Raw genomic sequence first — 24,221 nt, 5'->3', positions numbered from 1 at the left:
CACACACTATGAAGAGGCGGCTACGCATCATGCCCGATGTGCCTGAGGCGGTCCTCCGGCACTGTCGGAATTATGCTGACTCACCCGATGCCGTCACCTTCTGGTTCGCTACTCACCCGCCCGCTGCTCCTGGCCATGGCCGCCGCGGCCAGTGGGCTGCTGGGGTTCTATCTGCTGTTCGCGACCATGCCGCTGTACGCCGCGTCGGGTGGCGCGGGCGAGACCGGTGTGGGCTTGACGACCGGCGCCATGATGCTGTCCACGGTTCTGCTGGAGCTGGCCGTCCCGTGGCTGCTGTCGAGGTGCGGCTACCGTGCCGTGCTGGCGCTCGGGCTGGTGCTGCTCGGCCTGCCCGCCTTGCTGCTGCCCCTGTCCGCGGGGTTGCCGCTGGTCATCGCGGTGGCGCTGCTGCGTGGTGGCGGGCTCGGCATCCTGGTCGTCGCGGGGACCGCGCTGGCCGCCGAGCTGGTGCCGGCCGAACGGCGCGGCGAGGGGATGGGCCTGTACGGGGTGGCGGTGGGGGTTCCGTCGGTCATCGGGCTGCCGCTGGGGCTGTGGGCGGCCGGAGTGCTCGGCTTCACACCGGTGCTCGTCGTGGGCGGCCTGATCCCGCTGGCCGGGCTGGTCACGGTGCTCGCGCTGCCCGCCATAGCACCCGAAACCGGAAAGACCGGAGACACCGAAAATGCTGGGACGTTCGAGCTGCGTGTCCAGGTGCGGCCCACGCTGATCTTCGCCGCGGTCACGCTGGCGGTCGGCGTGCTGGTGACGTTCCTGCCGTTGGCCGGGTCGCCGGGGCTGGCCTCGGCGGCGCTGCTCGCCCAGTCGCTCGGCACGCCGCTGGCCCGCTGGTGGGCGGGCCGGATCGGGGACGGGCACGGCTCGGAGCGGCTGCTGGTGCCCGGCATACTCGTGACCGCCGCCGGGGTCGCGCTCCAGGTCTGGGCCGGCGAGCCGGTCGCGGTGGTGGCGGGGATGGCGATGTTCGGGGTCGGGTTCGGGGTGCTGCAGAACGCCACGCTGGCACTGATGCTCGAACGCGGTCCTTCGGGCCCGGTCAGCGCCCTGTGGAACCTCGCCTACGACGCGGGGATGGGCGTGGGCGCGATGGGGTTCGGGCTGTTCATCGGTCACACCGGCTACCCCGTAGGATTCGCCGTGACCGCCGCGCTGGTCGCCGCCACCCTGCCGCTGGCCCTGAAGCGCACCCGCCCCATGGCGCACCGCTGAACCCGGTCCGCGCAACACGGGTCGGCCAGTCCGCTCGACACCCGCTCGACGCGGGTCAACCGGTCCGCTCGACGCCCACCGTGATCTCGTTGCCCAGCTTGTGGTCGCCCACGAGGTCGAGATCGTCGCCGCTCCAGAACCTGCCCGGGTCGTACCAGTTGGGCCGGCGCCCGCCAGGCAGCAGCCCCATCTCCTCGTACGTGACCGCGACGATCTCGGCGCAGTAGGCGCTCTCCAGCGTGCGCTCCCCCATCCCGCGCCGCAGCTGCGGGACCCGTCCCCTGGCCCAGCGGGCGGCCAGCCTCGCGGTGGAGGGGAACGGCGTGCCGTCGAGCCGGGCCACCGCGCGCAGGGCGGCGTCCTCCATCTCGGGTGTCGCCTCGGGTTCGAGCTGGCGGAGCCAGGCCCGCTGGCCGTACCGGTTGGCCCAGACGGTGACCGCGTCGCGCAGGTCGTGGAGTTGCACCCCGCGCTGGTGGGTGCCCGTCCAGAGGTCGGGCAGCGACCTGCCGAGCTCGGCGTGCCACATCATGGGCGGCAGGTCCTCGACCACGATCGCCATGCCGACGTGGTTGATCGGGCTGTTGGTCATCGTCTGGATGGCGCGGTCCGGCACCGAGCGCCCGCGGAAGACCCACACATCACCGGTCCTGGTCAGGCTCACAGCCTCGTCGAGAGTCAGCACCCCGCTAGCGTCTTCGGCTCTCTGTGTTTACGCAAGTAAAACGAACATCAGCGTAGCCTCATCGCGCGCCGACCGAGGCCGGGTAGCGATCTGGTGGAAGCCGATGCCGCGTCCGCCCAGCGAGCCGGGTAGACCGTGGTGGAGAGCCGCGTTGTCGGGGCCTGACTCCGCATTCCTGGAGGGAGTGCGGCTCTTGGGCCACCGCCCCGCCGGACGCTGTCCCGTCGGTGCGGACACCAACGGGGGCGGGGACCGGGCGCACAGTCAGGCACCCGGCTGTTACCGAACATTATCGCCTGATCACCGTCAGTCGCAGTCGATCGGCCCAGAAAAACCAACCACAATTCTTCGGGCAACCACAAATACGCACAGCGAGCGCCGACAACAGTTCATACCCTAGACACATGCGCTGGTGGAAAGTACTCGGATTGGCCGGGGTCGCGGGAGTCGCGGCGACCGGGGTGGCGATCGCGCGGGCCGAACGCCGCCGCCGCGCCTACACCCCGGAGGAGATCAAAGAACGACTGCGCGAGCGCGTCGAGGGAGCGCCGTCGTCTGGAGGAGGAGCCGGCGAGGGAGTGCCGTCGTCTGGAGGAGGAGCGCCGGGAGCGTAGCGACCAGAGCGACGGGGGAAGACGGCGGCATTGGGCGACCGAGACCGCCTCACGGAGTGAGGCAAATAAGCACGGAGCGTAGCGACCAGAGCGACGGAGAAAGACGGCGGCATTCAGACGACCGAGCCCGCCTCACGAAGTGAGGCCATGAAAACGCGGGTCAGCCCGCAGGTCGCAAGTCATAGACGAAGACCACGTCGGGATAGGCCGGGTTGTCGTCATAGCCCTGGATGCCGCCGAGATAGGCGCGCTGGTAGTTGACCACCCAGGGCAGCGCGCCGGCCACCCGCTGGTCCAGCACCCGGCTCGTGGCCTGGGCGAAGCCGCGCTGGGCGGCGGCCCTGTCGGTCACCGTGAGCTCGGGGAGCGTGTCGAGCAGGGCGTCCGTCCGCTTGTCCTTCAGGTACGCCAGGTTGAAGACCGGCGGCTCAGCACTGTGGAAGACGTTGCCGAACCACGAGTAGCCGTCGGCGTAGTCGGGCCACCAGTACATGACGAAGATGTCCTGGCCGTGCTTCTTGCCGAGCTCCCATTGGGCGTTCCACGGCATCGCCCGCGCGTCCAGCGTGACGTTGAGCGTCTTGAGCGTGGCCTGCAGCCTGGTGACGAGCAGCCGCTCGTCGTTGTCGCCCTCGGCGTAGGTGAGCCGCAGCCGCAGGGGCTTGAGGCCGGGACCGTAGCCCGCGAGCTGGAGCTGCCGCGCGGCCTCCACGAGGTCCTGCTGCGGTACGCGCCCAGGGGTGTGGCCGGGCAGCCCTTCCGGCACGATGCCGCTGGCCGGTGAGGCCGCGCCCTTGAGCGCCCGGATGATGCCCTGGTAGTCGACGGCCTTCTGCACCGCGCGCCGTACCCGTACGTCGGCCATCGGGCCCGCGGCCGTGTTGAACAGCAGCATCGCCGTCTGGAACGAAGGCCGGGCGGACGTGCGCAGGCCCGGCGTGACCGACGCCCTGGCGAACAGCCGCGGGTTGAGCCGGTCCACGAAGCTCACGTCGCCGCGGAGCAGCATCTTCCAGGCCCGGTCGGGGTCGGGCACGACGCGGAACTCGACCGTGCGGTAGTGGGGCTGACTCCAGCCGCCCCAGTAGCCGTCGTACGACTTGAGCGTGAGCTCCTTCTCCTTGCCCTTGCGCCAGCTCGCGACCGTGTACGGACCCGAGCCCGCGTCCCTGCCCGCCTGGAACCACTTGCCGAGGTCGGGAGCGGCCTGGGTGTCGTAGATGTAGGCCGCGTAGCCGGAGGAGGCGACCAGGTCCAGCGGGACCGGGTACTTGAGGGTGAAGGTCACGGTCTCCATGTCGTCGGCCCGGATGGCGGACACCGCGTCCCAGATGTACGACGCCCCGGTCCCGGTCTTGATGGTCCGCTCGATCGACGCCTTCACCGCCGCGGCGTCCAGGGCCCTGCCGGTGTGGAAGGTGACGCCGGACCGGAGGGTGAACGTCCACGTCTTGCCGTCGGCCGACGAGCGCCAGGAGGTGGCCAGCCGGGGGCTGGACTTCTTGGTCACCGGATTCCAGACGGTCAGCGTCTCGTAGATGTTCTGCAGGGCGATGAGCTCGTTGGAGTACGAGCGGCTGGGATCCCATTCGGTGATCACGTCCAGGTTCTGGACGTAGACGAACGGCGACTCGCCGGCCGGTGCCTGCCGTACCACCTCTGACGGGGTCGAACACGCGGCGATGGAGAGCACCAGCGCGGCGACCGCGGCGATACGACGGCGCAACGCAGCTCCCTCTCTGGCGGATGTACGCCGAAACCTACTGCACGATGCCTGTCAAAAGTCCAAAAGTCCCGAAAAATTAGCCATTCCAGAGATCGAATTGCTATCCTCTGGGCTTGTCCCGTCCGGGGTTGCCAGCAGGGGACCGACCGGAATGAGGTGCCATGGGTCGTAGCCGAACGATCCGCATGAAGATCATCGGTCTACTGCTGGTTCCGCTTGCCTCGATGGTGGTGCTCTGGGGAGTCATCACCGCCGTCACCGCGAGCGAGAGCCTGGAGCTGCGCCAGTACAAGACGCTCTGGACCAACCTGCGACTGCCCGCGTACAAGCTCATCAACCAGATCCAGCTCGAGCGCCTCGCCTCGGTGAAGCTGCTGCGTACGGCGAGCCCGGCCGACCGGTCGGCCACCGCCGCACAGCGCACCAAGACGGACGCGGCCGACGCGGACTTCAAGAAGCTCTCCAGCACGTCCATGAACGCGTCGGAGACGATCCGGACGCAGGTGGACGCGGTGCTCACGCAGATGGACCGGCTGGACGCGGTCAGGGCCGAGATCGACGCGGGCCTGTCCGACCGGCTGCGCACGGTCGAGTCGTACAACGCGATGACCGACGCGCTGTTCGGCCTGCACCGGCGGGTGGCGTTCATCGACGACATCCCGATCTATGAGCAGTCGCGCATCGTCATCGACATGGGCTACGCCAAGGAGCTGCTCACCAGGGAGCAGGCCATCGCGGTCGGGCCGACCACGGACGCCGAGCGCAGGCTGTTCACCCAGTGGGTGGGCAACCGGCGCTTCATCATCGATCAGGCGCTCGGCGAGCTCGACCCGCGGCTGCGCGACACGCAGGTGTCGCTGATCACCTCGCCCGCCTACCAGCGGATGCGGCTCATGGAAGACCAGATCATCGCGGGCGCCGCCCCGAAGTCCTGGCTGACCACGGCCGACACGCTGGCCAAGTCATTCCAGAACGCCCAGATGCAGGCGAGCGAGATGCTCTCCGAGCGGGCGGAGCCGGTGGCGGACTCGGTGCTCTACCGGGCGTTCCTGCTGGCCGGGACGTGTTTCGTCCTGGTGATCGTGTCGATCGCGTTCTCGCTGCGGATGGGCACGCGCCTGTCCAAGGAGCTGGGCGCGCTCCGGCTGGCCGCGCTCGAAGTGGCCCGGGAGCGGCTGCCGGAGGTCGTGGCCAAGCTGCGCAAGGGCGAGACGGTCGAGGTGCCCGAGCTGTCGGTGGCGAGCACGACCGCCGAGATCGCCGACGTCGGCCAGGCGTTCTCCATCGTCCAGCAGACGGCCGTGGAGGCCGCGGTCGGGCAGTCGCAGCTCCGCGACGGCGTCGGCTACGTCTTCCGCAACCTGGCCAGGCGCAGCCAGACGCTGCTGCACCGCCAGCGGATCCAGCTCGAGGGCATGCAGCACCGTACGACCGACACGGACGCCCTCGACGACCTGTTCCGCCTCGACCACCTGACCACGCGCATGCGCCGCCACGCCGAGGGCCTGATCATCCTGTCGGGCGCCACCCCCGGCCGCGGCTGGAGCAAGCCCGTGCCGCTGCTCGACGTGGCGCGCGGCGCGGCGGCCGAGGTCGAGGACTACCAGCGGGTCACCGTCGAGCCGATGCCCGGGCAGCGCCTGGCCGGGCCGGTCGTCGGCGACGTGATCCACCTGATCGCCGAGCTCATCGAGAACGCCACCGTCAACTCCCCACCGCACACCACGGTCATCGTGCGCGGCGAGGCGGCGGCCCGCGGCTTCGTCTTCGAGGTGGAGGACCGCGGTCTCGGGATGAGCGAAGAGGAGCTGGCCGACTTCAACGAGCGGCTGGCCAGCCCCCCGGAGTTCGACCTGGCCGACAGTGACCGGCTCGGCCTTTTCGTCGTCTCCCGCCTGGCCGCCAGGCATGACATCCGCGTGACATTACGCGGTTCACCATATGGAGGGACCACCGCGATCGTGTTGATCCCGGCAGAACACGTGAGCGACCCGCCGGCCGAGCCGGAGGACCGCGCCCAGGAGCCCGCCCCACGGACGATGCGGGTGGTGCCAAGTGAATGACGAGCGGTGGCTGGATGAGGACGCGGGTCCCATCGTCCCCGCCTACTTACTGACCCGGGGCCGTACCGTCCCCGCGAGCGAGGCCGTCGACCTCCTCGCGGTGATCATCACGGCCGGTGGCCTGGCGCCGCCCGCCGGGCTGGGCCCCGAGCATCTGATCATCATGCAGAAGTGCACGAGGCCGACCCGGCTGGTGGACGTGGCCGCCGAGCTGAACCTGCCCATCGGTGTGGTCAGGGTCCTCTGCGGCGACCTGCACGCGCAGCAGCTCATCCAGGTCGAGCCGCCGCGCTCCGCGCCGGACGCCACGGTGCTGCTGGAGGTGATCAGCGGCCTGAAGGCGCTCTGAGGCGCTCTCAGGCCGCTGATCACGCCCCTGAGCGGCGCCTTACGGCGTCGCGATGGCGACGCGCCGGTTGAGCAGGCCGAACACGGCCGCGAACACCGCGGCCACCCCGCCCGCGACGGCGGCGACACCGAAGACCCACTGGTACCCGAGTACGCCCGGCTGGGCGGCCAGGACCGCGGCGATGACGGCGCCCGCGGTGCTGCCGCCCACGATGCGCACCAGTGCGTTGACCCCGGCGGCCAGCGCCGTCTTGTCCGGGCTGACGTGCTCGACCGCCATGGTGCCGAGAGCCGCGTAGCCCACGCCGAGCCCGATGCCCAGCAGTGACGTCGCCACGTAGATATCGCCGCCGGTCCGGTGGGCGAAGACCAGCCAGAGCGCCGCGAGCCCGACGACGCCGCCACCGGCCGCCACCATCGACGAGGCCGAGAACCGGCGCATGAACTGCCCGGCGAACAACGAGATCACCAGCATGAACAGCGTGCTGGGCAGCAGGTAGAACCCCACCTGCAAGGTCGAGGCCCCCAGACCCGAGGCCGGCGCCTGGGTGAACCCGGACACACCCGTCATGACGGTGAAGAAGGCGAACCCGAGCAGCATCGAGGCCACCGTCGCGCCGATCGTGCCCCGCTGGACCAGCATCGACATCTGCACCAGCGGCTCGGCCACCCGCCGCTCGACGGCCACCCAGGCCAGCGCGGCCAGCACCGTGACCGCGAACAGCCCGAGCACCCCCGGCGAGCCCCAGCCCCACGAGCCGCCTTCGCTGATGGCCAGCAGCAACGCGACGAGCCACACGGTCAGCAGGAACGCCCCGGCCAGGTCGGGGCGCCCGCCGCCGCCCGGAACCCGGTCGCGCACCAGGAGGGCGACGATCACCGCGGCGACCACCGTGACCGCGGCGGTGATCCAGAACACGGCGTGGTAGTCACCCGAGGCAAGCCCCGCGAGGATCATCCCGCCACCGCTGCCGAAGCCCATTGTCGCGCTGACCACCCCGATGCCGGTGGCCAGCTGCTCCCTGGGCAGCAGGTCACGGACCACTCCGATGGACAGTGGCACCAACGCCGCCACGAACCCCTGCAGGACCCGGGCCACCAGCAACATCGGCAGCGAGGTGGCGAGCCCGGCCAGGACTGAGCCGATCACCAGGAGCGCCAGCGCGCCGAGGATGATCGTCCGTCTGCCGTACATGTCGCCGAACCTCGACAGCAGCGGCGTGGACACCGCGCCGACCAACAGGCTGAGGGTGAGCGTCCAGCTCACGGCCGAAAGCGAGGTATGCAGCTCGCGCTGGAGCACGGGAAGCAGGGGAACCACCGCGGTGTTCTGCAATGCGGCGATGGAGGCCGCGAGCGCCAGCGCGACCACTGCGGGCCACGGGCTCTTGTTCGAGATCTCACGCTGAGGGGGAGCGACCACTGTCGCCATGACGGCTCCTTTAGATAACTTGGGTAAGTAACCGAGAGACGATAATACATACGTAAGTTAGGTAAGCAAAGCGATGGGCGAAGACCTCAACAAGACCGTGGCGGCCTTCAGACGGTTGGTGACCACCCTCAACCGCGCCAAGACGCACGAGCGGCTGACCGAGGCGGCGGGTATCCGGCTCGACCGGCCCGACGTGCAGATCCTCGTCTATCTGCTGGACGCGGGCGAGCCGCGCAGGGTGGGCGCGATCGCCGAGGGTCTGCAGGTGGAGAGCCCGCACGTGACCCGGCACGTCTCGTCACTGGAACAGCGCGGGCTGCTCTCCCGGGTCAAGGACCCCGACGACGGCCGGGCCTGGCGGATCGCGCTCACCGACGAGGGCGCCGCGGCGGCCGCCAGTTGCCGCCGGGTCACCACGCAGTGGTTCGACGCCGCGATCTCCGACTGGCCCGACGCCGAACGGGCCGAGCTGGGGCGGCTGCTGTCCAAGCTCTCCGACGACCTGTGCACCCATCTGCAGGACCGCTACGCGGACACCGCCACCAGGTGAACGGTCCCGTCGTTCAGCCCACCAACACGTCCTCGGCGCGGTGGCAGGCCACCTGACGGCCGTCGACGTCCCTGAGCGCGGGCGCCTCCTCGCACTCCGGCACCGCCAGCGGGCAGCGCAGCCGGAACGGGCAGCCCGTCCCGGCGGGCCGCGCCTCGGTCCTGCCCGTGGTCACGGGCGGCTCGCCCCCGAGCTTCGGTACGGCGTCACGCAGCGCCAGCGTGTACGGGTGCGCGGGCTTGGCCAGAATGTCGGCCGTCGGGCCCGACTCCACGACGCGGCCCGCGAACAGGACGTGCGAGGTGCGGCAGAGCCGGCCGACCACGGCCAGGTTGTGGGTGATGAGCAGGCGTTCGGTGTCGAGGCCGGCCAGCAGGTCGAGGATCCTGGCCTGGACGGTCACGTCGAGCGCGCTGGTGGGCTCGTCCAGGATGAGCAGCCGCGGGCCGACCGCGAGCGCCCTGGCGATGACCACGCGCTGCCGCTGACCTCCCGAGAGCTGGTGCGGGCGCCTGGTGGCCAGGTCCGGGGAGAGGCCGACCTGTTCCAGGAGTTCGGGGACGCGGTGCCTGGCGTTCCTCGGCAGGGCTTCGGCTATGGAGCCGCCGACGCGCATCCTGGGGTCGAGGGCTTCGGCTTGGAAGACCGGTTGGACGTCCTTGCGGAACGCCTTCATGTCCGCATTTTTCAGGGTTTGCTGGCCGTACCAGATATTTCCTGATGTGGGGGTGAGCAGGCCGAGGAAGGCCCGCGCCAGCGTGGTCTTGCCCGAGCCGCTCTCGCCGATCAGGCCGACGCCGCCCTCGACGAGGTCGAGCGTGACGTCGTGCACGACGGGCGTCCGGCCGTACCCGAGCGTCACCCCCTCCGCCCTGAGCATCGTCACGGCAGCGCCTCCAGCAGCTCGCGGGTGTACGGATGGGACGGCGCGGCGAGCACCTCGGCGGCCGGGCCGCTCTCCACGACCGCGCCGTCCTTCATGACCAGCACCCGGTCTGCGATCGTGGAGACCAGGGCCAGGTCGTGGGAGACGAGCAGCAGGGCCAGGCCGCGTTCCTCGCGCAGCCGCCGCAGCACGCCGACGACCTCGGCCTGCACGGTCACGTCGAGCGCGCTGGTGGGCTCGTCGGCCAGGATCACCTCGGCGCCGAGCGCGATGGCCAGCGCGATCGCGAACCGCTGCGCCTGGCCGCCCGAGATCTCGTGCGGATAGCGGCGCAGGATGCCCGGGTCGAGCATGACCGCCTCGACGGCCTCCACCATGACCCGGTCGCCGCCCAGGCCGTGCAGCTTCAGCGCGCGGCGCATCAGGGTACCCAGGCGGGTCGTGGGGCTGAGCGCTGCCTGGGGCGACTGCATCACGAGCGCGACCCGGGCGCCCCGGATCTCGCGGAGCCGCCGTTCCGGCGCTTGGAGCACCTCAACCCCACAGACCCGGATATTTCCGGATACGTGGGCGCCTTCGGTGAGGCCCAGCAGCGAGAGCAGCGTGGTCGACTTGCCCGACCCGCTCTCCCCCACGATCGCCACGCACTCCCCTTCACGCACGTCCAGCTCGGGCACGTCGGCGACCAGCCGCTCGCCGTACCGCACCTGAAGATCCCTGACCTCGATCACTTCACGACCCTTCGTGGATCGAGGGCGTTGCGCAGCCCCTCGCCCAAAACATTGAAGGCGAAGGCCGTCACCAGGATCGCCAGCCCGGGGAACGTCACGACCCACCAGTTCGTGGTGAACAGCGTCTGCCCCTGCTCCACCATCAGCCCCCACTCCGCCGTCGGCTCCTGCGCGCCGAGCCCCAGGTACGACAGCGCGGCGGCGGTGAGGATCACCCCGCCCGCGTCGAGGGAGATCTGGACCAGGACGGGGGTGAGCGAGTTCGGCAGGACGTGTCTCAGGATGATCATGGGCGCGGGCACGCCCAGGCAGCGGGCCGCGTCCACGTAACTCCGGGTGGAGATGGAGGCCGCCACGGAGGCGGCCAGCCGGGCGTACCAGGGCCACCAGGTCACCGCGATGGCCACGATCGCGGTCGTCACGCTGGGCTCCAGCACCACGGCCAGGGCCAGCGACAGCAGCAGCGCGGGGAAGGCCAGGAAGACGTCGGTGACGCGCATGATGACGTCCCGCAGCCAGCCGCCCGCGTAGCCCGCCACCACGCCCAGCGTGACACCCACGACCGCCGACATCGCCAGCACGGCCACGGCGATGGTCAGCGAGGTCCGCCCGCCGTAAAGGATCTGCGTGAGCACGTCCCGCCCGACCTTGTCGGTCCCGAACCAGTGCGCGCCGCTCGGCGGGAGCAGGCTGTGGACGGGATCGAGCCGGTCCACGGGGTACGGCGCGAGCCACGGCGCCAGGACCGCGGCCAGCAGGATGAGCACGATGAGCACCGCCCCGGCGGCGGCGAACCGGTCGGTGACCTTCGGCAGCGTCCGGCGCGGCCGCACCGGCTCCTCGGCCACCCGCGTCTCCGTCATCGGGCCCTCGCTCTCGGGTCGACCACGCCCTGAAGGAGGTCCACGATCAGGTTGGCCAGCACATAGACCATGGCGACCAGCAGCGTGACGCCCGCGATGGCCGGAGTGTCGCGGCTGGAGATCGACTGGACGGCGTAGCGGCCCAGCCCCGGCCAGTTGAACACCGCCTCGACCAGGAACCCGTTCACGATCGCGTACGCGAAGACCAGGGCGATCAGGGACAGCACCGGGTTCAGCGCGGGCCGCAGCGCGAACCTGGTCAGGATCGACGTCTCCCCGAAGCCCAGCGCCCGCTCCAGCCGGGCGTGGTCCTGACCGGACTCCTCGATGAGCGCCGCCCTGGTCATCTGCGCGATCACGCCCGTCGGGTAGGCCGCCACGACCAGGGCGGGCAGCACCAGGTGTTCGAGCGTGCTGGTGAGGATCGGCCAGTTGCCGGTGATGAGCGCGTCGACGAGGGTGATGTTGGTCCAGAGCGTCAGCGGGCTGGTGGTGTCGAGGGTGCCGTCGTACTCGCCGGCGATCGGGAACCAGCCGAGGTTGCTGGCGAACACCGTCTGCATGGCCAGGCCCAGCCAGAACACCGGCACCGAGACCGCCAGCATGCTGGTGATCCGCACCCCAAAGTCCGGAAATTTCGTCTTATAGCGGGCGGCGAGCACCCCGACCGGAATGCCCACCGCGATCGCGATGAGCAGCGCCGTGCCGACCAGCTCCAGCGAGGCGGGGAAGGCGAGCAGCAGATCGTCGCGGACCGGCTGCCGGGTACGCAGGCTGGTGCCCCAGTCGCCCGTCACCAGATCCCTGACGTAGTTCCAGAGCTGCACCGGGATCGCGTCGTCCAGCCCGAACCGCAGCCGGGCCGCGGCGAGCTCCTCAGGAGTCGCCTTCGGCCCGGCGAACGCGACCGCCGGATCGCCGGGCACCAGCCGCATGACGGCGAACGTGAGCACGATCACGCCGGCCACGACCAGGAGAGCCTGGCCGAGGCGGCGGACCAGATAGCGCGGCATGGGTCAGCTTGCGGGCTTGAGATCGTAGAAGAAGACCACGTTGGGATAGGCCGGGTTGTCGACGTACCCCTGGACGTCCGCCGTCAGTGCGCGCTGGTAGGTCTGCACGTACGGCACCGCCACCGCGGCCTGGTCCTGGATGATCTGCTTCTGCAGGGTCGCGTACGACTGCTCGGCGGCGAACCTGTCGGTGGCCGTGAGCTGCGGCAACGCGTCGATCTCCTTGTCGATCTCGGCGTTCTTCAGGTAGGAGAGGTTGAACTGCGGCTTGTCCGCGCTCCTGAACACGTTGAGGAACCACGAGTACGCGTCGGCGTAGTCGGGATACCAGTACATGACGAAGATGTCCTGACCCTGCTTCTTGCCCTGGTCCCACTGCGCGTTCCAGGCCATCGGCTTGGCCTCCAGGCGCACGTTGAGCTCCTTCAGCGCCGAGCTGAGCAGCGTGACCAGGAGCTTCTGGTCCTCGTCGCCCTGGGCGTAGGTCATCTTCAGCTTCAGCTCGGGCAGGTCGCGGCCGTAGCCCGCCTCGGCGAGCAGCGCCTGCGCCTTGGCCAGGTCCTGCTTGGGCTCCAGTTGGGCGGTGTAGCCGATGAGGCCCTGCGGAACCAGGCCGGTGCTCTTCCGGCCCGCGCCCTTCAGCGCCGCGATGAGGCCGTCGTAGTCGATCGCGAGCTGGAGCGCCTGCCGGATTCTGACGTCCTTCATCGGACCCGTCGCGGTGTTGAACAGCAGGAGGAGGTTCTGGAAGGACGGCGTCTGCGAGGGCTGCACGCCCTGGGTCGCGCCCGCCTGCTCGTAGAGCTGCGGGTTCATGCGCGGAACGAAGTTCACCTCGCCCTTCTGCAGCAACTGCCAGGAGGTGGTGATCTCGGGGGTGACCCGGAAGGCGATCTTCTTGTACTGCTCGGGCTTCCAGCCGCCCCAGTAGCCCTCGTACGCCTTCAGCGTGAGCTCGGTCTCCTTGCCCTTCTGCCAGGTGTCGATGGTGTACGGGCCGGTGCCGGCGTCGGTCTTGCCGTCCTTGAGCTTGTCGGCGGCGGCCGTGTCATAGATGTAGGCGGCGTAGCCGGAGGAGGCGATCAGGTCGAGCGGCGCCGCGTACTTGAGGGTGAACTTCAGCGTCGCCGGGTCGGGCGTCTCGATCGTCTTGACCGAGCCCCAGATGTAGGCGGCGCCCGCGTTCATCTTGATCGTGCGCTCGATGGCCTTCTTGGCCGCCTCGGCGTCCACACTGGCGCCGGTGTGGAACTTCACGCCCTGGCGCAGCTTGAACGTCCACTGCTTGCCGCCCTCGGCCGACGTCCACTCGGTGGCCAGACGCGGCTCGGGCTTCTGCGACTGGGTGTTGTACCTGGTCAGGCCCTCATAGATGTTGGACATAGCGATGATCTCGTTGGAGTACGAGGTCGCGGGGTCCCAGTCCGTCACCACGTCGAGATTGGGCGCGTAGACGAAGGTGGCGTCGTTGGCCTTGGCGGCGGGGACGGCGGAGTCGCTCGTCGTGGCGCTCGGCTTCGGGCTTCGATCCGCACCGCGCACCTGGCCGCCCGCGCACGCGGATGCGGTCATGGCCACGGCACCGGCGACCCCGGCGACGAGCAGACGCTTGTGCCAGCGCATGGGTGGGGAGTCCTTTCGATCTGTCACCGGGAGAGAGGTCCGGCGGCTTTGACGTGTACCCGCACCGCGGGCTCGGAAAGGTAGCTCAGCGGCACCTCGAGCAGGTCGACGATCTCCACCCCGGCCGGATCCGCGCCTGCGGCCACGGCACGAGCCGCCGCTTCCTCCTTGGCTCTTTCGATCGCCTTTGACCGGCTTTCGCCCGCCGGCAAGATCGTATCCACTCTGCCGCTCGCCAGGGCGATCGCTGCGCCGACGGCGTTGGCCACCTCGGCGTGTTCCGGGCGGATGACGCGGCTCACGCCGGGGATCTCGGCGGGCAGCAGGAACGCGCCGCCACCCACCGCCACCAGCGGACGGTCGGCCCGGCCGAGCGCCATCCGGTCCACGGCGTCGATCACCATCGCGTCGGCGACGGCCAGTGCCCTTTGCAGAGTGTCTCCGAAAGTTTCCGACATGTCGCCCTTGCCGTGCGCTGCCGTTCGCGCGGCCTCCACAGCCTGGTCGGCGTGAGCCTCCCGGACGGCTGTTTCCAGCCGTTCGCGCCAGCCGGCCGCGTCCGCCGGGACGCGGCCGCCCGCCACGGCGGCGTCGGTGACCGTCATCGTGGAGCCGCCGAACACCAGCGCCTCCTCCGCGATCCGGTACCCCACAGAATCCGGCCCCACATCGGCTGCTCTGACCACGGTGCCGCCGCCCAGCGCGATGGCCAGGATGTCCGGCATCCGGAAGTTCGTCAGCACCCCGCCGATCTCCACCGCCGCCGCCGACTCCCTCGGGAACCCGCCGGCCAGCACGCCCAGGTCCGTGGAGGTGCCACCCACGTCGGCCACGACCGCGTCGCGCACCCCCGACAGGAAGGCGGCCCCGCGCAGCGAGTTCGCCGGTCCGGAGCCGATCGTGGACACCGGCAGCCGCGCGGCGTGCGCCACCGTCATCAACGTGCCGTCGTTCTGGGCGAGGTACGGCTGGGCGCCCAGCCCCCGTTCGGCCAGCGCCGTCACAAGGGCGTCGGTCACGTGCGCCGCCACGCCGTACAGGGCGGCGTTGAGCACGGTCGCGTTCTCGCGCTCCAGCAGCCCGAGTGAGCCGATCTCGTGACTCACCGAGACGGGCAGCCCGTACTCGTTCCCGACCAGTTCCTCGACGACCCGCTCCTGGTCGGCGCTGGCCGGGCTGAACACGCCGGTCACCGCCACGGCGTCGGCCCGCACGCCGTCCAGGAACCGGCGGATCGCGCCGAGGTCGAGCGGGCTGATCTCGCGGCCGTCGACGTAGTGGCCGCCCGGCACGATGGCCTCGCCCGCGGACACGACCTTGCGCAGGTCGTCCGGCCAGTCGGAGAGCGGCGGCACCGACGTGGTCGCGGGCGCGCCGAGCCGCAGCACCGCCACCCGGCCGAGGTTCCTGCGCTCCAGGATCGCGTTGGTAGCGTGCGTGGTGCCCAGCATGACCCGGGTGATCCTGTCCCACGCGACCACCTCGGCGAGCACCGCGTCCAGCGCCGCCCGCAGCCCCGCGGTCACGTCCGGCGTCGTCGGCCGCTTGGCCTTGGCGACCACCCGGTCGGCGGCGTCCAGGACGACGGCGTCCGTGTTCGTGCCGCCGACGTCGATCCCGATCCGTAACGCGCCCTCAGCCACGCGGATCCCCCTTCACCAGCTCCTCGATGGGCACGTACTCCAGGTCGTAGCCGAACGCGCGCGGCCCCGCCGTCTCCAGCCCCTTGGGCGTCCGCCACAGCGGGTCGCACGGCCAGGCGAGCACCGTGACGCGCTGGCCGTACCGCAGGCCCTCGGTCTGGACGGCGGCGGCCGTCTCGGTGTCGACCACGGTGATCAGGTCCGGAACCATGGCTCTGGGCCGGCCGTTCTCGACGGCGACGAGGTTCTCGTTCTGGAGCTCCAGCGTGAGCGTGCGGCCCCGGTCGTCGCCGGTGCCCTCGATCGTGGCCGTGCCCCTGACGAACCCGCCGGTCGTACGCCGTTCGACGTCCGTCAGCTTGCCGGTGATCAGCCGGGCCGCGCCGAGCCGTTCCGTCAGCGCGCGCAGCGGCTCCGCCGCGCCCTCGGTGGCGCGGCCGATGGCCAGCGCGCGGGTGACCGTACCCTCGATGACCGCGCCGCGCGCCTGCGCGGCGGTGAGCACGTAGTCGGCCATCAGGGCGGTCGAGCCCGCCGCCACGCAGACGGCGCGCGCCAGCCGCTCCGACCAGAGGCCGTCGACGGGGCGGATCGTCACGACGTTCCCCACGACGTCGGACATGACGACGAGGTCGGCGGGCAGCCCAGCCACGTACATCGACACCATCTGCACCTCGGGGAACGCCCGGCCCATGGCGTCGGCGTCCAGCAGCGGCAGGCCGAGCTGGGCGGCCCAGGCGACGGGTGCGACACCGTTCGACCCGCCGATCTCCGACGACATGACCGCGGCCGGCGGGCGGCCGAAGATCCGCTCGATCTCCTCCGCGATCCGCTTGGCCTCGTCCTCGCTGTGGATCATCTCGTGGCTGACGGTCGGCGCGCCGATGCCGGACAGCGGTACGACCAGCGCGTCTCCGGGCAGCTCCGCCAGCTCCACGAGCGGCACCGGCCCGTACGTCTGGATCGCCCGGATCGCCGCCAGCGACCCGGTCCGCACGTCTCCGCCGCCTCCGGTGCCCAGCACGGCACATCCCCGGGCGAGGGCGGGAATGTCGCTGATGTCGATACTCATATGGCGACACAACCAAGCACATAGCCACCCGTTGCGCCAGTCAGGCCTGTCAGGTCTGTGCGGCGAGGCTCGCGTGGGGGCAAGCTTCGGTGTACCGGCAGATACGGAAAGGTGAGCGTGAGCATGCGGATTTCGGTGGCGACCGACAGCCTGGACGGCGTGGCCGAGCGCGTCGTGGAGCTCCTGCGCACGCGCGGCCACGAGGTGCTCACGCACGGTGCGCTCAACCCGGAGGAGCGCGACGACTGGGCGTGGGCGTCCGAACTCGCCGCGCGCGACGTGCGCGAGGGACGCGCCGACCAGGCCGTCGTGTGCTGCTGGACCGGCACGGGCGCCTCGATCGCGGCGAACAAGGTGCCGGGCGTACGGGCGGCGCTCTGTGTCGACGCCTACACGGCCGGCGGGGCACGTAAATGGAACGACGCCAACGTCCTGGCGCTGAGCCTGCGGCTGACGTCCGAGGTGGTGCTCGAGGAGATCCTCGACGCCTGGCTGGCCGGCGCGCCGAGCACGGACGCCGTCGACCGGGCCAACGTCTCCCACCTCGACGCGATCTGACGGCGAGACCGCCGCCAGGAAATGACCTTCGGCGGAAGCGCGGAAACGTCGGTGCCGCCCTTTAGGGTGCTGGGCATGACCGACGTGCTCCTCCGTGGCGGGCAGCTGTGGGGTCTCAAGATGCCTACCGACATCCTCGTACGGGACGGCCGGATCGAGCGGGTCGCGGCCACGATCGAGGCGCCCGCGGCGCGCTCGTTCGACATCACCGGCCAGCTCGTGCTGCCCGGCCTCGTCGAGGCGCACTGCCACCTCGACAAGACCCTCTACGGCGGGCCCTGGGTCCCGCACTCCGCCGACGACACGCTGGCCGGTCGCATCGGCAACGACCTGGGCCGCCGCGCCGAGCTCGGCGTGCCGAGTGTCGAACGCGTCGCGGCGCTGCTGGCCCGGATGAGCACTTTCGGCACCACGCATGTCCGCACCCACACCGACATCGACCCGCTGGTCGGCCTGCGCGGCGTGGAGGCCGTCCAGGAGGCGGCGGCGGGCTCCCCCATCGACGTGCGCCAGGTCGCCTTCCCCCAGCACGGCGTGCTCACCAACCCCGGCACGGCCGAGCTGCTCGAAGCGGCGCTCAAGAGCGGTGTCGAGGCGATCGGCGGGCTCGACCCGGCGGGCATCGACCGCGACCCGGTGCGCCACCTCGACATGATCTTCGGGCTGGCGGCGCGCTACGGCGCGCGGCTCGACATCCACCTCCACGACGGCGGCTCGCTCGGCGCCTGGGAGCTGGAGCTCATCATCGAGCGCACCAAGGTGCTCGGCCTGGCGGACAGGGTGGCGGTCAGCCACGCCTACGCGCTCGGCCAGCTCGACGACGCCTACCAGGACCGCCTGGTCCAGGGCTTCGCCGAGGCCGGTGTGGCGGTGGTGACAGCCGCCGTCTACAGCTTCCCCGTGCCACCGATCAAGAAGCTGCGGGCGGCAGGCGTCACGGTCGCGTGCGGCCACGACGGCATCCGCGACCTGTGGGGCCCCTACGGCAGCGGCGACATGCTCGAACGCGCCATGCACGTCGCCTACCGCAGCGCGTTCCGCAGGGACGAGGACATCGAGCTCGCGCTGGAGGCGGCGACCGTCGGCGGTGCCCGCATGCTCGGCCTCGACGACTACGGCCTGGCTCCCGGCGACCGGGCCGACCTCGTCGTCGTCCCCGCGAGCGGCCCGGCCGAGGCCGTGGTCGTTCACCCAGCGCGCACTCTGGTCATGAAAGACGGCGCAGTCCTGCACAATTGACCGGCGGGACCATCGAAAGGCAGGCAAGTGCTCTCTATTCACCAGCGGATCGCGGAAGAGCTCGGCGTACGCGACGGGCAGGTGCTGTCGGCCGTCGAGCTGCTCGACGGCGGCGCGACGGTGCCGTTCATCGCCCGCTACCGCAAGGAGGTCACCGGCGCCCTCGACGACGCCCAGCTGCGCACGCTCGAAGAGCGGCTGCGCTACCTGCGCGAGCTGGAGGAGCGCAGGGCGGCGATCCTGGAGTCGATCGAGTCCCAGGGCAAGCTCGACGACGAGCTGCGGGCCCAGATCATGGCGGCCGACACCAAGGCCCGCCTGGAGGACATCTACCTCCCCTACAAGCCCAAGCGGCGCACCAAGGCGCAGATCGCCCGCGAGCTGGGCCTGGAGCCGCTGGCCGACCAGCTGCTCGCCGATCCCTCGCACGACCCGGCCGCGCTGGCCGAGACGTTCCTCACCGAGGGCGTCGCCGACGCCGCGGCCGCTCTGGAGGGCGCGCGGGCGATCCTCATCGAGCGCTTCGCCGAGGACGCCGACCTCATCGGCGGGCTGCGCGAGCAGCTCTGGGGCCGTGGCCGGCTGGTCTCCTCGGTCCGTGAGGGCAAGGAGGAGGCGGGGGCGAAGTTCTCCGACTACTTCGAGTTCGGGGAGCCGTTCACCAAGCTGCCCTCGCACCGGATCCTGGCCATGTTCAGGGGCGAGAAGGAGGAGATCCTCTCCGTCACGCTGGAGCCCGACGACAGCCCCGAGTACGAGATGCGCATCGCCTCCCGTTTCGGCGTCTCCGACCAGGGCCGGCCGGCCGACCGCTGGCTCAACGAGACCGTGCGCTGGGCCTGGCGCACCCGCATCCTCGTGCATCTGGGCATCGACATCCGCATGCGGCTCTGGCAGGCGGCCGAGGACGAGGCCGTGCGGGTGTTCGCCACCAACCTGCGCGACCTGCTGCTGGCCGCGCCCGCCGGCACCCGGTCGACCATGGGCCTCGACCCCGGGCTGCGCACCGGCGTCAAGGTGGCCGTGGTCGACGCCACCGGCAAGGTCGTCGACACCGCCACCATCTACCCGCACGAGCCCAAGCGGCAGTGGGACCAGTCGCTGGCCGTCCTGGGCGCGCTCGCGCAGAAGCACGGCGTCGAGCTGATCGCGATCGGCAACGGCACCGCCTCCCGCGAGACCGACAAGCTGGCCGGCGAGCTGGTCCAGCACATGCCGTCGGTGACCAAGGTCGTGGTGTCGGAGGCGGGCGCGTCCGTCTACTCCGCCTCGGCCTACGCCTCCGCGGAGCTGCCCGACCTCGACGTGTCCATCCGTGGCGCGGTCTCCATCGCGCGCCGTCTCCAGGACCCGCTGGCCGAGCTGGTCAAGATCGACCCCAAGTCGATCGGCGTCGGCCAATACCAGCACGACCTCGCCGAGACCAAGCTGTCCCGCTCGCTCGACGCGGTGGTCGAAGACTGCGTCAACGCCGTGGGTGTCGACGTCAACACCGCCTCCCCGCCGCTGCTCACACGCGTGTCGGGCATCGGCGCCACGCTGGCCGAGAGCATCGTGCGCCACCGCGACACCAACGGCCCCTTCAAGACCCGCTCGGCCCTGAAGGACGTGGCCCGCCTCGGGCCCAAGGCGTTCGAACAGTGCGCGGGCTTCCTGCGCATCGCGGGCGGCGACGACCCGCTCGACGCCTCCAGCGTGCACCCCGAGGCCTACCCGGTGGTCCGGCGCATCCTCGGCTCGGTCCAGACCGACCTCAAGACGCTGATCGGCAACACGGCGACGCTGCGGGCGATCAAGCCTGCGGAGTTCACGGACGACAAGTTCGGCCTGCCGACGGTCACCGACATCCTGCGCGAGCTGGAGAAGCCCGGCCGTGACCCACGGCCCGCGTTCAAGACCGCGACCTTCAAGGAGGGCGTGGAGAAGATCTCCGACCTGCTGCCCGGCATGATCCTTGAGGGCGTGGTGACGAACGTGGCGGCGTTCGGCGCGTTCGTGGATGTCGGCGTCCACCAGGACGGCCTGGTCCACGTCTCCGCCATGTCCCGAAATTACGTGACAAATCCGCGCGACGTCGCCAAGCCCGGTGACATCGTCCGCGTCAAGGTCCTCGAGGTCGACATCCCCCGCAAGCGCATCTCTCTGACCATGCGCCTGGACGACGAGACCACTTCGGAAGGCCGCGCCTCCCGCGGCGGCGTCGGCCGTGGCCCGGGCGACGGCAACCGCGGTCCGGGTGGCGGCGGTCGCGGCCCGGGCGGCGGCCGTGGTCCAGCTGGCGGCGGCCGTGGCGCGGGTGGAGACGGTCGTGGTGCGGCCGGAGACGGCAACCGTGGCACCGCCGGCGACGGTAGCGGCGGCTCGGCGGGCCGTGGGACGGCCGGTGCCGGCGATGGCGGTCGCGGATCCGGCGGACGCGCCGACGCGAACCGCGGCGGCGGCGCTTCTGGCGGCGCACGTGGTGACGGTCGCGGAGACAGCGGTCGCGGCGCTGGTGGCCGTGGAGACGGCGGTCGCGGGGACGGCGGTCGCGGCGGTTCCGGCGGGCGCGGAGACGGCGCACGGGGTGGCGGCGGTCGCGGTGACAGCGGTCAGCGCGGTAGGGGCGACGGCGCACAGCGCGGCGACGGTGGCCAGCGGGGTCGCGGAGACGGCGGCCAGCGCGGCGGCGGTGCCCGCCGCCCGGCCCCCTCGGGCGCCATGGCCGAAGCCCTCCGCAAGGCCGGCCTGACCGGAGACGACCAGTAACTCCTGGCTGTCGGCCGGCGCGTTGGGCAACCAACGCGCCGGCCGACGGTCGCCTTCACCCGTCCGACGGGCGACACCACAGGCGGCCTCTGATTCCGATGTCCTCCGCCCCCGACTCGCCCTCGAAACCCGAGCGCCCCACCCCAGGCGCCCCCGTACCCTCGCGCCCCAACACAGCCGGGCCCCGACACCCGGGCGCCTCGACATCCGCGTGCCCCTGACACCGGCGTGCGTCTGTCACCAAACACTCGCCCACCGCCGAGAGGCCCCTGGCACAGACGTCCCCCTGACGCTGCCTGCCCCTGCCACCGGTGTACACCCATCACCAGCCGCTCCCCCACCGTCGGGCGGTCCGCTGCGGGCGGAATCTCGGCGAGTCAGCCGTGCCCGCGGGAGCGATACGGTCGGAGAGTGAGCACAACTGCGTTTACCACGGCGATCACCCAGGCCCGCGACCTGCTCAGGTGGCGCTCACCACTGCGCACAGAGCTCTGGGCGGCCCGCCTCACGGCGACACTGCGCCCAACGGAGGTCCGCCCGCTCATACGGCAGCTGACCGAAGCCGGCAGCCCAGAGGCACACCTCACCCTCGCCGCCCTGGCCGTCGTGGACACCGCAGCCCTGGACGACGACGAGGCGCTCTACGACGACTCCCTCGCCGAGCCACCCACCGAAGACACCTGGGCCCACACGAACACAGATCCGCAGACCGGACTCCCGACCACGCAGGAGCCAGGAAGCAAGAGCCTTCAAGAGGTCCTGCGGGATGCCGGGAAGGAGGCCCTGCGGGCGCTGCCCGAGTGGGCCGGGCGGATGGGGCAGGTGGTGTGTGAGCAGGCGTGGTACGGCAAGGCCGACCGCTACGGCGAGCAGGCCCTGGCCGCGCTGCGGTTCCGTTACCCCGACGGCAAGGAGCCGCACGTCCTGATCGTGGGCATCGACCAGGTCAACGGCGGTCTGGCGGTCGATGCGGTGGTCGAGGAGCCGAAGTTCCTCGACGACCTGGACCTGCGCCCGGCGGATCCGGCGGTGGTCGCGGGGCGGGTGCTGGACGCGTTCGAGATGACGGACCTCGTCCTGGGGGCGCCGATCGCCGAGAGCCTGCCCGCCGTCCGCCCGCTGGCCCTCGCCCGCGCGCGGACCGTCCCCGATCCGGTACGACAGGCGCCCGACGACACCGTGTCCCGGTTCCTGGATCTGCCGGATCTGCCCGGAGCGCAGGAGGCGTTCGGGAAACTGGTCGAGTTCGTGGGCGATCGGCCCCTGTGGTGGAGTCCGGCCCGGGTCTCGCGGTTCCTCACCTCATGGTTGCCGCGCGAGGCGATCCTGACCGAGGCGGCCATCTCGGCCATGCCCGACGTGGTCCGCGCCTGGAGCCGCTTCCACGGCGGCGACCCCGAGGTGCTCCAGCGGATCGAGGCCGATGCGCCGCGCCTGCCCGCGCTGATGGCGGACGACTCACTCGCGGGCCTCCGCAAGCGCATGGCCCAGCACGATCACTGACACCGGGCACGCCACACACCCGGCGGCGTGGCCGGTGCCGATGTCGAGGAACAGTCGTACGGCCGATTTGGCATAGCCGGTGCTCCTGCCACCCTCAGAGATCCGGCACGCCTCGGTCGTGGTTCAGAATCCGGGCGGCGGAGTCGCGTCCGGGCCCGGCACGACGTTCAGGACGATCACGCCGTCGTTGTAGGTATCCGCCGTCTCCACCGCCCAGCCACGATCGATGCGGGAGGCGGGCACGTCCGTCTCGGTTCGGAAGCCTTTCTCCCCGTTCCGCAGCGGCCAGTTGAGCGCGTAGGCCACCTTCAGCTTGTGCTCGCGCACGACCTGCACCGCCTCGGCCACCGAACGGCCCTGAAGCTTCACTCCGGCCAGCGCCTCACCCGGCCAACTGGCGTCGGCGGGGAAGCCGTACTTCTCACCGGGTTTCGCCGGGCGGCCCAGGCCGACCTCCGCGGGCCCCTTGATGTCCGCCGTGACCCGGAAGGCCGTAATGCAGTCTTCGACCCGCTCAGGGCAGCTGTCCCCGGCGAACGTCGCTCGTGCGTTGGGGTCGGACTTCTCGAATCCGAAGACGGAGCCTGCTGGCATTCGCGGCGAAACGGGGATCAGCCTCACCGTGAGGTTGTCCAGGCCGACCTTGTGGAAGGCCTTCTCCAACTCGGCGGGATCAGGATCACCTTCGGTGAAGTAGAAGGCGTACTCGTCGCCGTCGCGGTCGATCGTCACGGCCTGGCTGGCGTACACCTGCTCGGACGCCCTGAACAAGGACGGCCCGACGACAAGGGCGCCCGCCAGGACGGCGGCCGCGGCCAGTCCGAGCAGGGCGCGGCGAGGAGACGGCATGAGCCGCCGCCGGACCGGAGCCTGCTCCAGTGCGACGATCTCCGCCAGCAGCGCGTCCGCCCCCGCGGTGGACGCCCGGCCGGCCAGGTCCTCATCCAGCACTCTCGCCCGGTTCCTCAGCAGCTGGTCATTGTTCACCTTGACTCCTTTTCGATGAGCGGCCGCACTTCGAGGTGGGCGATCGATGGGCGGATCTTCTCCAGGGCCTTGGCGAACCGCTTGCGGGCCCGGTACAGGCGGATGCGGGCGGCATTGCGCGAGCAGCCCAGCACCTTGGCGATCTCTCCGGGGTCGAGCTCCTCCCAGACGGCCAGGGCCAGCAGCTCGCGATCATCCTCGGAGAGCAGGTCCATGGCCTCGCCCACGTCGTCGGGCCCGGTCTGGGGGGAGGGAGTGGTGTAGAGGGCTCTGGCCTCGGCCGTGAGCTCGGCATGCCGGGTGGCTCTGCGTCGCTCGCCACGTCGGTGGTTGGCCAGGACCCGCCGCGCCACGCCGTACAGCCAGAGCCGGCCGGCCTCGCCATCGGGAAACTCCGCCATCCGCCGCCAGGCGATCACATAGGTCTCTGCCACGACGTCGGCCGCGTCCTCGGGAGAGGAACACCTGCGTATGGCGTACCCAAGGAGCTGTTCGTACGTTTGCCGGTACATCGCCGAGAACCGGTACCGGTTGTCTGTCTCATCCACGCGTCATCCTCTTCGGACCTTCCGCACGTTTCGGGGTGTCGATCGCTACGTGTCCGCAGGCGACGGCAGAATTTCCGGCCAGTCGCAGAACGTCCGAGCGGATCGCCGAGATCGAACCCGGCCGAAGGCCGGTGGCGGAGGAGTCATGAAGTAGGACGG

Annotated in this window: 21 protein-coding genes; 9 read left to right on the top strand and 12 right to left on the bottom strand. The window is 70.8% G+C overall.

The window, feature by feature from the left end; translation table 11 throughout:
* Positions 1 to 72 precede the first annotated feature (72 nt).
* Positions 73 to 1,230, top strand: coding sequence for an MFS transporter (locus KME78_RS19140; RefSeq protein WP_219530413.1), 1,158 nt, complete (start codon positions 73 to 75; stop codon positions 1,228 to 1,230).
* A gap of 55 nt (positions 1,231 to 1,285) precedes the next feature.
* On the opposite strand, the gene KME78_RS19135 is transcribed toward KME78_RS19140, so the two are convergent.
* On the bottom strand, positions 1,286 to 1,912 hold the full coding sequence (locus KME78_RS19135; RefSeq protein ID WP_219530466.1) for a hypothetical protein: 627 nt from the start codon (positions 1,910 to 1,912) through the stop codon (positions 1,286 to 1,288).
* A 407-nt stretch (positions 1,913 to 2,319) separates the two neighbouring features.
* Between KME78_RS19135 and KME78_RS19130 the strand changes: the two genes are divergently transcribed.
* The gene (locus KME78_RS19130; protein WP_219530468.1) at positions 2,320 to 2,529 is read left to right on the top strand and encodes a hypothetical protein; all 210 of its coding nucleotides are present in this window, start codon (positions 2,320 to 2,322) and stop codon (positions 2,527 to 2,529) included.
* A 160-nt stretch (positions 2,530 to 2,689) separates the two neighbouring features.
* Here the strand turns inward: KME78_RS19130 and KME78_RS19125 are convergent, their stop codons facing one another.
* The gene (locus tag KME78_RS19125; protein WP_219530412.1) at positions 2,690 to 4,255 is read right to left on the bottom strand and encodes an ABC transporter substrate-binding protein; all 1,566 of its coding nucleotides are present in this window, start codon (positions 4,253 to 4,255) and stop codon (positions 2,690 to 2,692) included.
* 161 nt (positions 4,256 to 4,416) lie between these two features.
* Between KME78_RS19125 and KME78_RS19120 the strand changes: the two genes are divergently transcribed.
* Positions 4,417 to 6,318: a sensor histidine kinase gene (locus KME78_RS19120; RefSeq protein WP_246651321.1), complete on the top strand. Its 1,902-nt coding sequence runs from the start codon at positions 4,417 to 4,419 to the stop codon at positions 6,316 to 6,318.
* Positions 6,311 to 6,667, top strand: coding sequence for a DUF742 domain-containing protein (locus KME78_RS19115; RefSeq protein WP_219530411.1), 357 nt, complete (start codon positions 6,311 to 6,313; stop codon positions 6,665 to 6,667). Before KME78_RS19120 ends, KME78_RS19115 begins: the two co-directional genes overlap by 8 nt.
* Positions 6,668 to 6,706: 39 nt before the next feature.
* Here KME78_RS19115 and KME78_RS19110 read toward each other — a convergent pair whose 3' ends face one another.
* Positions 6,707 to 8,098: an MFS transporter gene (locus KME78_RS19110; protein WP_246651320.1), complete on the bottom strand. Its 1,392-nt coding sequence runs from the start codon at positions 8,096 to 8,098 to the stop codon at positions 6,707 to 6,709.
* A 73-nt stretch (positions 8,099 to 8,171) separates the two neighbouring features.
* Here KME78_RS19110 and KME78_RS19105 point away from each other — a divergent pair, with 73 nt between their 5' ends.
* A complete protein-coding gene (locus KME78_RS19105) occupies positions 8,172 to 8,648 on the top strand; it encodes a MarR family winged helix-turn-helix transcriptional regulator (protein ID WP_219530410.1) in 477 nt (158 codons plus the stop codon).
* 13 nt (positions 8,649 to 8,661) lie between these two features.
* On the opposite strand, the gene KME78_RS19100 is transcribed toward KME78_RS19105, so the two are convergent.
* The 7 genes from KME78_RS19100 to KME78_RS19070 are packed head-to-tail and all read right to left on the bottom strand — an operon-like array spanning position 8,662 to position 16,479.
* Entirely contained in the window at positions 8,662 to 9,528 is an 867-nt protein-coding gene (locus tag KME78_RS19100; protein ID WP_246651443.1) for an ABC transporter ATP-binding protein, read from the bottom strand.
* A 2-nt stretch (positions 9,529 to 9,530) separates the two neighbouring features.
* The gene (locus KME78_RS19095) at positions 9,531 to 10,265 is read right to left on the bottom strand and encodes an ATP-binding cassette domain-containing protein (protein ID WP_219530408.1); all 735 of its coding nucleotides are present in this window, start codon (positions 10,263 to 10,265) and stop codon (positions 9,531 to 9,533) included.
* The gene (locus KME78_RS19090) at positions 10,262 to 11,128 is read right to left on the bottom strand and encodes an ABC transporter permease (RefSeq protein ID WP_219530407.1); all 867 of its coding nucleotides are present in this window, start codon (positions 11,126 to 11,128) and stop codon (positions 10,262 to 10,264) included. The genes KME78_RS19095 and KME78_RS19090 overlap by 4 nt, the downstream gene beginning before the upstream one ends.
* Positions 11,125 to 12,141: an ABC transporter permease gene (locus KME78_RS19085; protein WP_219530406.1), complete on the bottom strand. Its 1,017-nt coding sequence runs from the start codon at positions 12,139 to 12,141 to the stop codon at positions 11,125 to 11,127. The genes KME78_RS19090 and KME78_RS19085 overlap by 4 nt, the downstream gene beginning before the upstream one ends.
* Before the next feature lie 3 nt (positions 12,142 to 12,144).
* The gene (locus tag KME78_RS19080; RefSeq protein WP_219530405.1) at positions 12,145 to 13,764 is read right to left on the bottom strand and encodes an ABC transporter substrate-binding protein; all 1,620 of its coding nucleotides are present in this window, start codon (positions 13,762 to 13,764) and stop codon (positions 12,145 to 12,147) included.
* A 23-nt stretch (positions 13,765 to 13,787) separates the two neighbouring features.
* Entirely contained in the window at positions 13,788 to 15,407 is a 1,620-nt protein-coding gene (locus KME78_RS19075) for a hydantoinase/oxoprolinase N-terminal domain-containing protein (RefSeq protein ID WP_219530404.1), read from the bottom strand.
* Positions 15,400 to 16,479, bottom strand: coding sequence for an S-methyl thiohydantoin desulfurase family protein (locus KME78_RS19070; RefSeq protein ID WP_246651319.1), 1,080 nt, complete (start codon positions 16,477 to 16,479; stop codon positions 15,400 to 15,402). The genes KME78_RS19075 and KME78_RS19070 overlap by 8 nt, the downstream gene beginning before the upstream one ends.
* A 123-nt stretch (positions 16,480 to 16,602) precedes the next feature.
* Between KME78_RS19070 and KME78_RS19065 the strand changes: the two genes are divergently transcribed.
* From KME78_RS19065 to KME78_RS19050, 4 genes are all read left to right on the top strand, one after another.
* Positions 16,603 to 17,037 (top strand): RpiB/LacA/LacB family sugar-phosphate isomerase, encoded by a 435-nt coding sequence (locus KME78_RS19065; RefSeq protein WP_246651317.1) that lies wholly within the window; start codon positions 16,603 to 16,605, stop codon positions 17,035 to 17,037.
* Positions 17,038 to 17,112: 75 nt separating this feature from the next.
* The gene (locus tag KME78_RS19060; RefSeq protein ID WP_219530403.1) at positions 17,113 to 18,276 is read left to right on the top strand and encodes an amidohydrolase; all 1,164 of its coding nucleotides are present in this window, start codon (positions 17,113 to 17,115) and stop codon (positions 18,274 to 18,276) included.
* Between the two features lie 27 nt (positions 18,277 to 18,303).
* Positions 18,304 to 21,024, top strand: coding sequence for a Tex family protein (locus KME78_RS19055; RefSeq protein ID WP_308127027.1), 2,721 nt, complete (start codon positions 18,304 to 18,306; stop codon positions 21,022 to 21,024).
* Positions 21,025 to 21,435: 411 nt separating this feature from the next.
* Positions 21,436 to 22,527 carry a hypothetical protein gene (locus tag KME78_RS19050; RefSeq protein WP_219530402.1) on the top strand — a complete coding sequence of 364 codons (1,092 nt, stop codon included), beginning with the start codon at positions 21,436 to 21,438 and terminating at the stop codon, positions 22,525 to 22,527.
* Between the two features lie 123 nt (positions 22,528 to 22,650).
* Here the strand turns inward: KME78_RS19050 and KME78_RS19045 are convergent, their stop codons facing one another.
* Both KME78_RS19045 and KME78_RS19040 read right to left on the bottom strand, forming a co-directional pair.
* On the bottom strand, positions 22,651 to 23,514 hold the full coding sequence (locus KME78_RS19045) for a hypothetical protein (protein WP_219530401.1): 864 nt from the start codon (positions 23,512 to 23,514) through the stop codon (positions 22,651 to 22,653).
* Complete coding sequence (locus KME78_RS19040) at positions 23,511 to 24,062, bottom strand: RNA polymerase sigma factor (RefSeq protein WP_308127026.1); 552 nt, start codon at positions 24,060 to 24,062, stop codon at positions 23,511 to 23,513. The genes KME78_RS19045 and KME78_RS19040 overlap by 4 nt, the downstream gene beginning before the upstream one ends.
* Positions 24,063 to 24,221: the final 159 nt, after the last annotated feature.

It is taken from the genome of Nonomuraea guangzhouensis (assembly GCF_019396345.1).
GTDB lineage: Bacteria > Actinomycetota > Actinomycetes > Streptosporangiales > Streptosporangiaceae > Nonomuraea > Nonomuraea guangzhouensis.
Note: the sequence above shows the minus strand (reverse complement) of the source record. Positions and strands in the feature narration are given on the sequence as shown.

Excerpts from the sequence above, each read along its gene's own strand:
- KME78_RS19105 (WP_219530410.1), top strand. The coding sequence starts at position 8,172 with ATGGGCGAAGACCTCAACAAGACCGTGGCGGCCTTCAGACGGTTGGTG.
- KME78_RS19130 (WP_219530468.1), top strand. The coding sequence starts at position 2,320 with ATGCGCTGGTGGAAAGTACTCGGATTGGCCGGGGTCGCGGGAGTCGCG.
- KME78_RS19085 (WP_219530406.1), bottom strand. The coding sequence starts at position 12,141 with ATGCCGCGCTATCTGGTCCGCCGCCTCGGCCAGGCTCTCCTGGTCGTG.
- KME78_RS19100 (WP_246651443.1), bottom strand. The coding sequence starts at position 9,528 with ATGCTCAGGGCGGAGGGGGTGACGCTCGGGTACGGCCGGACGCCCGTC.
- KME78_RS19110 (WP_246651320.1), bottom strand. The coding sequence starts at position 8,098 with ATGGCGACAGTGGTCGCTCCCCCTCAGCGTGAGATCTCGAACAAGAGC.
- KME78_RS19120 (WP_246651321.1), top strand. The coding sequence starts at position 4,417 with ATGGGTCGTAGCCGAACGATCCGCATGAAGATCATCGGTCTACTGCTG.
- KME78_RS19080 (WP_219530405.1), bottom strand. The coding sequence starts at position 13,764 with ATGCGCTGGCACAAGCGTCTGCTCGTCGCCGGGGTCGCCGGTGCCGTG.
- KME78_RS19060 (WP_219530403.1), top strand. The coding sequence starts at position 17,113 with ATGACCGACGTGCTCCTCCGTGGCGGGCAGCTGTGGGGTCTCAAGATG.
- KME78_RS19070 (WP_246651319.1), bottom strand. The coding sequence starts at position 16,479 with ATGAGTATCGACATCAGCGACATTCCCGCCCTCGCCCGGGGATGTGCC.
- KME78_RS19140 (WP_219530413.1), top strand. The coding sequence starts at position 73 with ATGCTGACTCACCCGATGCCGTCACCTTCTGGTTCGCTACTCACCCGC.
- KME78_RS19065 (WP_246651317.1), top strand. The coding sequence starts at position 16,603 with ATGCGGATTTCGGTGGCGACCGACAGCCTGGACGGCGTGGCCGAGCGC.
- KME78_RS19090 (WP_219530407.1), bottom strand. The coding sequence starts at position 11,128 with ATGACGGAGACGCGGGTGGCCGAGGAGCCGGTGCGGCCGCGCCGGACG.